Below are 6,549 nucleotides of genomic sequence, written 5' to 3'. Positions count from 1 at the left end.
CGGACATGATTGATTCTAAAGCTATTTTCATTGACGGCACCCATGTTAAAGCTTGCGCTAATGGTCGGAAATATACGAACGAAGAAGTACTTATTCAAGCCAAATGGTTGGCGGATGAAATGCTAGAAGCTGTCCAAGAAGATCGTGAGATCCATGGAAAAAAGCCTCTAAAAAATACAGAAAAGGAGTCCTCAAAAAAATCCCAAAAAATCAGTCCGAATGACCCGGAGGCGGGGTGGTTTCATAAAGGAGACCATAAACAAGTTTTTGCCTATAATATTCAAACGGCCTGTGATCGAAATGGATGGGTATTGGGTTACAGCGTTCACTCAGGAAACACTCACGATACACAAGCCTTCCCATCACTATTTGAAAAGATTATTCCTTTTAATCCCGCTTATCTCATTGCGGATGCTGGGTATAAAACACCCACAATCGCCCAATTCCTATTAAAACAAGAAATTACACCGGTGTTTCCTTATACACGGCCAAGACGTAAACCCGAGAATAGAGATATTATTTACGATGAATACTATGACTGTTATTTGGATGAGAATAACGTCGTATATCGTTACACAACGACGAATCGCAAAGGCTACCGCGAGTATAAAGCATGCGGACACGAAAAAAGTAAACGAGTCATTACGCGTCACGTTTGGCAGGAAGCCCTTGAAACATGCGAAGATATTAGGCATTCAGATGGCATGCGAGAGCTTTATAAAGAACGTAAAGAATCAGTAGAAAGATTATTTGGCACTGCCAAGGAGCATCATGGCTTTCGATATACGCATTTAATTGGAAAAGCCTTGATGGAATTCAAAGCAGGGCTGACTTTTGCTTGTTTAAACATGAAGAAATTGGCAAACATATTGGAGATGAGAAGCTAAAAAGGCTTCGCTTTTTTTATTTTCATGTGATTTATAACTAAAATAAAGACAACCCCTTTATTTGAGATTAACTCACAAAGGGTTTGTCTTCAGTCTGAAGCTCGCCCTAGCAGGCGAGCTTTTTAGCTATTGGCTCACTTGTCGTCTAAATTCAAAGTGATAGTATTGATAGTGACAATGATAGTTCAAGACAGCCCCTACAGCAGCTGATAAGCTGAAGTCGATAGAAAGCTAGATTCCAACTGCATGATGGTCAGGATGCTTTGAAGAAGGATCCAAAACCATCCTGCTCCACAATATTTTTATAATCTTTATTAAGAAATTCCCTCTCATTGTATCTTGTCTGTGTTTTAGCAAGACCCCAATCAAATTCGCTTTTTATTGATAGTTATTTTAAGTATTTAAAAAAACTTCAATAATTGAAGGCATAAGTTACTTATCTTTTAAGTTTATCTACTCGTATGTCTCATCGGCTATATCATACACAATTAAAATTGATCAGACCTGTTCGTCTGCAGCAGCTGGATTTACCAAGCTGAAGCGGTAATCGCCTTCCAACCCTTTGGCAATTTCATTATAAGCAGCTTTTAGTTCTTTCTTCATCTTCTGCCATGCTGGCAAAACATCTGGATGGCCTGCCCCTAATAAATTAATTGAAGCTTTGAAATCTTCATCTGTAAGAGTAATAGTAAAAGTTTTATCTCCTTCCTCAAAATCAACCCTTAGAAAACCTTCATAATTATCTCTTAAAACGAGTAAGGCCGTCTGCTCCTTCAGCAAATTACTTAGATGTTGTTCGCTCTCTGCACTAGAGATTAGCGTGGTTTCCAACTTTTCTAGCGAAGAAAATGCCTGTGTTTTCTGATTAATAGTCCTATCTTGTATAGTTATCATGTTCGTAAATATAGACAAAGAGATGAAGAACAAATGCTTAAAAGGATAACTAGCCCTAAAAGCATTTCCAACAGCCGGCTTAATTTTTTGAAGTTTGAGTGTTTCTCATAGAAATAGCTCCTTTAATAAAACAATCAAAAAATTTGAAGCAGCGTAATTTTAGAAGAGAAGTGTAACATTTTTCTTCACGCTTTATTATCTGTTCAACAAAATCTTTCTATCGCACGTAAACTTGTGGAACATAAATTTTATATGCGAACAAGTCAGCTCCACCTGTAATTATACCGAATTACAATAAGCTTCAGCTAGCTCTTTATCATTAGGTTGAAGAAAGCCGGTTCGAGAAGCATCTATCAAGTGAAGAGAGTTAATTATTTGATGATAGTCATTGCGTTTATCAATTATGCGTTTATATTCAGTATCAATTGGAAGTCCCTTATAATCAAAATCTGTTAGCTTATAATCATTGTTTTGTAACATATGTGTATAGCCTAATTAATTAATAAAAAACCTAATCGTCAGTAAGTCTACTAACCATTAGGCTTATTAGAAAAAAGAGGCTCTATAATAAATAGGATGGAAGGAAGTGTTTTTTCTTCCATCCACCCTATTTGACATAGAGCCAAAAAAGATAAGTATCCTTAAATTAAAAACATACTTTCAGTAGTAGTCAAAAGACTATTCGCTTATATGTAAGAAATCCCATGCGAATTGCGCATGTAGGGCTGCACCAAACTTCAAATAGTCTTCATCAATATTGAATTTTTCATGGTGAGGGAAATAAATTGTATCTTTCTCTTCATTGCTATAACCCATCATTGCATAAGCTCCAGGTGCTTCTTGGAAGTAATATGGCATGTCTTCTGATCCCATCATGATTGGGCCGTGAACGTTCTTTCCAGGTCCAAAAACTTTTTCAGCTGCTTTAGCAGCAATTTCAGTGATTCTTTCATCATTATACAAACTAATTGTACTTTCTTCAATTTCAACATTGATTGAAATATCATAGATTTTTTCTAAGCCAGCAGCCAAATCTTTAATCTTATTATGAATAATTTTTCTTGTCTCTTCATGTAAATAACGCATAGAGATATCTAGTTTAGTATATTTAGAAATAACGTTTGCTTTAGTTCCTCCGTTAAATTTACCTACCGTTAGCACAATCGGAGACTGTGAATTCACAAATTTAGTGATCATTGCATTGAGTTGAGTCACAAACTCTGCAGCAGGTAAAATCGTATCTTTTGCTTTATGAGGCATGGATCCATGTCCAGAAACCCCTTCAAAGCTCACGTAGATTGTATCGCACCCTGCCATCCGATAACCAGATGTTATGTCATATGTTCCTACTTCGATAGGCATACCATGCATTCCAAAGACCGCATCGACACCCTCCATTCCTCCATCAGCTACAACCCTTCTTGCTCCTGTAAAGGTTTCTTCCGCTTCTTGAAATAATAAGCGAACTTCTCCTGGTAATTCTTCTTTAATATCTGTCAACATTTTTGCAGCACCTAATAGCATCGACATATGACCGTCATGCCCACAAGCGTGCATTTTTCCATCTTCTTTAGAAGAGTATTCAGCTCCCGATTGTTCTAGAATAGGCAAGGCATCAATATCCGAACGCAATGCAACCGTCTTACCGGGCTTCCCACCTTTAATATGGGCAACCAAAGAAGTTATACCAACCTTTTCATAAGGTATCCCTAACTCCTCCAAACGCTTCATAAGATACTTTTGAGTCTCAAACTCATGTTCACTTAATTCTGGATACTGATGTAAGTATCTTCTCGTTTCGATTATTTGAGTTTCTAATTCTTTGGCTTTCTCAATAAAGTTCATTATTTATCCTCCTTAAAATCTAACTAATTATTAAAATGTCAATTAAAATCTTTTATTCCTTATTGTTTGACTCTACATCATTTTTGGCCCTATACAAGGAATAAGCAATTCCTAATAAAGCGACTATACCTACATCAGCTGATGAAATTAATTTATATATACTTTCTGGTAAAAAATTTGGTGAGAATTTAATGAAAATCATAGTTGCTACAGCAATTAAGACTAAAACCATTAAATTATTTTTCTTAACCTTGGAACCTAACGTTATCATCATTGCTCCTAATACTCCTGGTAAGGCAAAATCAAAAGAAGCTAAGATGGTAGGTGGTAAGCTATTGATAATCGTTTGACCAGCTACCATGACAATGCCCAAGATGAAAAGATTTGTAAGTGTTGAAGAAATAATAGCAAATATCCCAGCTACTTCAGCCTGTTCAGATCCTGGTTTTAAATCAAGAGCGTCTTGTGTAGCAGCGATGACTGGCATACGCATATTCCCAATATTACCAGATAAAAATGACATATAAGTACCCGCTGGACCAAGAGTGGGGAAATAGGATATCGGCTCTACGAACCAAATAACTCCCACGAACCCAACAATCGAAATTAATCCAGAAATGATATCTGCAATGTCAGGATAATGACCTAATACAAAGGTTAAGTAGGAGGGAATCATTAAAGTTGAAATTAATGCAATTGCGATTGTTACCCTTCCCCAAAAATGTATGGACTTTTGAAAATTACTTGATAAATTTTTATTATTTTCCATTTTTCTCTCCTTAACTTAATATGCTTCCAACAATCATTGCAGCAATAACTGAAAAACCCATAGACCATTCCTTCAACCACTTTTTAGAACGATCTTTTTCAACGATTTTATTAATAGCAACAGTGGCTAAACCTCCGGCAATTAATGCCGCCATAGGAGCAATCGAAGAGTTTTCTTGTAAAATTCCCTTATTGATGACTTCTTTATAACCTAGGGTGAAAAAGATAATAAAAGGTGCAAAGACAGACATGTAAGCGATGGTTAAAGGGTTGGCTTTTTTCATTTTTTCTTGGATACCATCTATTCTTTTAGTAGCAAAGAAGACCACAACCAGCCATCCTGCTCCTCCTAAAGTCATAACCCAAGCAGCAGCAGATAACATCTTAGGCATAAACTCTGCTGTACCAGCAGTTCCCCCACTACCTATCTGAGCTGAAATAATTTCAAAAGCAGCCGATCCGATAATTCCTATTCTTGCGAAGGTAATTGGTCCTCCAATCCGAGAAATTAAGGCGATGGCTACCGCAAAAACAGCAAAAGCTGGACCAATCGTTCCTATAATTCCAATTTTAAATGATTTCTTTACCTCTTCATTACTTAATAAATTAGTGTTTTTAACGTGATTCTTTGCAAGACGATAAAAAATAAAGGATTGAATGATTACAGTTGATACAATAATAATCGCTAAAATCCACATCACCAAACTATTGGCAATTTGCATTGTTTCATTCATGTGTATTCTCCGTTTCTAATAAAATTTTAACTTTAAAGCGCTTTATAAAGTAAATAAAGTATAACATTTACACTTTTATAAAACAACAATAAATTACATGAAACGAAGTCCGGATAGTTGTGCAGAATCAACAAAACTCTGATTGATAGCGTTTGTTTTTGATAGTTTGCTAAGGTGTTTTGAATCAAAATTGCTATTTTTTATTTCAACGCTCATAAAATATTTATTTGCCATCAGCATTGCTCAAAAAGCAGTGAGATGCCAACGTCAGCTGTACTTCTCCCATTTGAAGAAAGCTATTGGCCTTATTTGATGACAATCACTATTTTACCCTTAGCATGGTGGCTTTCACTGATTTTATGAGCCTCACTTAAGCCATGAGCCGTCAATGGGAATTCATGCCCGATATAAGGTTTAACTTGGCCCTTTTCAATTAACTCAGCTAGTTTGGCTAAGTGGTTTCCATTCGATTTGGCCGCAAGAGCTTCAACCGTAATGTTTCTTGCTTTAGCTTTTTCCTGGTCGGCTTGACCCACGGTAGAAACAATTCGTCCGCCGTCCTTTACGAGAGCCAAACTTTTAGCTAGTGTTTCGCCACCCAAGGTATCTAAGACTAAGTCTAAGTCTTTAGCCACCTCAGCAAAATCAGTGGTTTTATAATTAATGAAGCTATCAACGCCCAGCTTTTTAAGCATGTCTTCATTCTTACCACTGGCTGTTGAATAAACATATGCACCAAAACTTTTAGCGATTTGAATAGCAAAGCTGCCTACACCACCCGAACCGGCATGAATCAGCACGTGGTCACCTTCTTTAACTCGACCAAACTCCACCATGGCTTGCCAAGCAGTTAGACCCACCATTGGAACAGCGGCCGCTTCTTTAAATGTTATATTTTTCGGCTTATGGGCAACTAAACTCTCCTTAACCGCCACATACTCAGTGTAGGTTCCACTTTTTAAAGAGGAATTGGCAAAGACTTCATCCCCCACTTTGAATTGAGTAACATCTTTACCTATCTCCACCACTACTCCGGCAGCATCCAGTCCCAAAATAATGGGAAAGTCAAAAGAAATTACTTCAGCCATCTCACCTCTTCGCACCTTGGTATCAAAGCGGTTGATGGATGTGGCATGCAATTCAATCAAAACTTGATTGTCTTTAAGCTGCGGTTTAGGTAGATTGGCTTCTACAAATTGATCGGTATCGCCGTATTGATTGATAACAATGGCTTTCATATCAAACACTCCTTCTATTTTCTAGTACTGGAAAGATTCCATCTCTCTTTAGTAATAGTTTAGCACAGGACTGTTTGAACCCCCTAAAGGGATGCTTACAGACCATAAAAATTGAGCATCTAGCGTTTAATCCAGTCCAGAATTTTGTGTAAAATAATGAAAACAATCTTAGAATTATATAAA

Annotated in this window: 7 protein-coding genes; 1 reads left to right on the top strand and 6 read right to left on the bottom strand. The window is 36.9% G+C overall.

The genetic code is table 11. The features are described from left to right. On the top strand, window positions 1-887 hold an 887-nt coding region (locus tag ACQV2G_RS05710), incomplete at its 5' end, for a transposase (protein WP_428876330.1). Between the two features lie 498 nt (window positions 888-1,385). On the opposite strand, the gene ACQV2G_RS05705 is transcribed toward ACQV2G_RS05710, so the two are convergent. The 6 genes from ACQV2G_RS05705 to ACQV2G_RS05680 form a co-directional block, all read right to left on the bottom strand. Beyond that, window positions 1,386-1,781 (bottom strand): hypothetical protein, encoded by a 396-nt coding sequence (locus tag ACQV2G_RS05705; protein ID WP_428876329.1) that lies wholly within the window; start codon window positions 1,779-1,781, stop codon window positions 1,386-1,388. A 279-nt stretch (window positions 1,782-2,060) separates the two neighbouring features. Then, entirely contained in the window at window positions 2,061-2,261 is a 201-nt protein-coding gene (locus ACQV2G_RS05700) for a hypothetical protein (RefSeq protein WP_428876328.1), read from the bottom strand. 198 nt (window positions 2,262-2,459) lie between these two features. Further along, window positions 2,460-3,626 carry an amidohydrolase gene (locus ACQV2G_RS05695; protein WP_428874150.1) on the bottom strand — a complete coding sequence of 389 codons (1,167 nt, stop codon included), beginning with the start codon at window positions 3,624-3,626 and terminating at the stop codon, window positions 2,460-2,462. 52 nt (window positions 3,627-3,678) lie between these two features. Beyond that, window positions 3,679-4,395: a hypothetical protein gene (locus ACQV2G_RS05690; protein ID WP_428874151.1), complete on the bottom strand. Its 717-nt coding sequence runs from the start codon at window positions 4,393-4,395 to the stop codon at window positions 3,679-3,681. A gap of 10 nt (window positions 4,396-4,405) precedes the next feature. Continuing rightward, window positions 4,406-5,128, bottom strand: coding sequence for a DUF5058 family protein (locus ACQV2G_RS05685; RefSeq protein ID WP_428874153.1), 723 nt, complete (start codon window positions 5,126-5,128; stop codon window positions 4,406-4,408). A 305-nt stretch (window positions 5,129-5,433) separates the two neighbouring features. Then, window positions 5,434-6,366, bottom strand: a complete 933-nt coding sequence (locus ACQV2G_RS05680) for an NADP-dependent oxidoreductase (protein ID WP_428875378.1) — start codon at window positions 6,364-6,366, stop codon at window positions 5,434-5,436. Between the last annotated feature and the right edge of the window lie 183 nt (window positions 6,367-6,549).

The sequence above is a fragment of the Facklamia sp. P12955 genome (genome assembly GCF_050409565.1).
Classification (GTDB): domain Bacteria; phylum Bacillota; class Bacilli; order Lactobacillales; family Aerococcaceae; genus Facklamia.
Note: the sequence above shows the minus strand (reverse complement) of the source record. Positions and strands in the feature narration are given on the sequence as shown.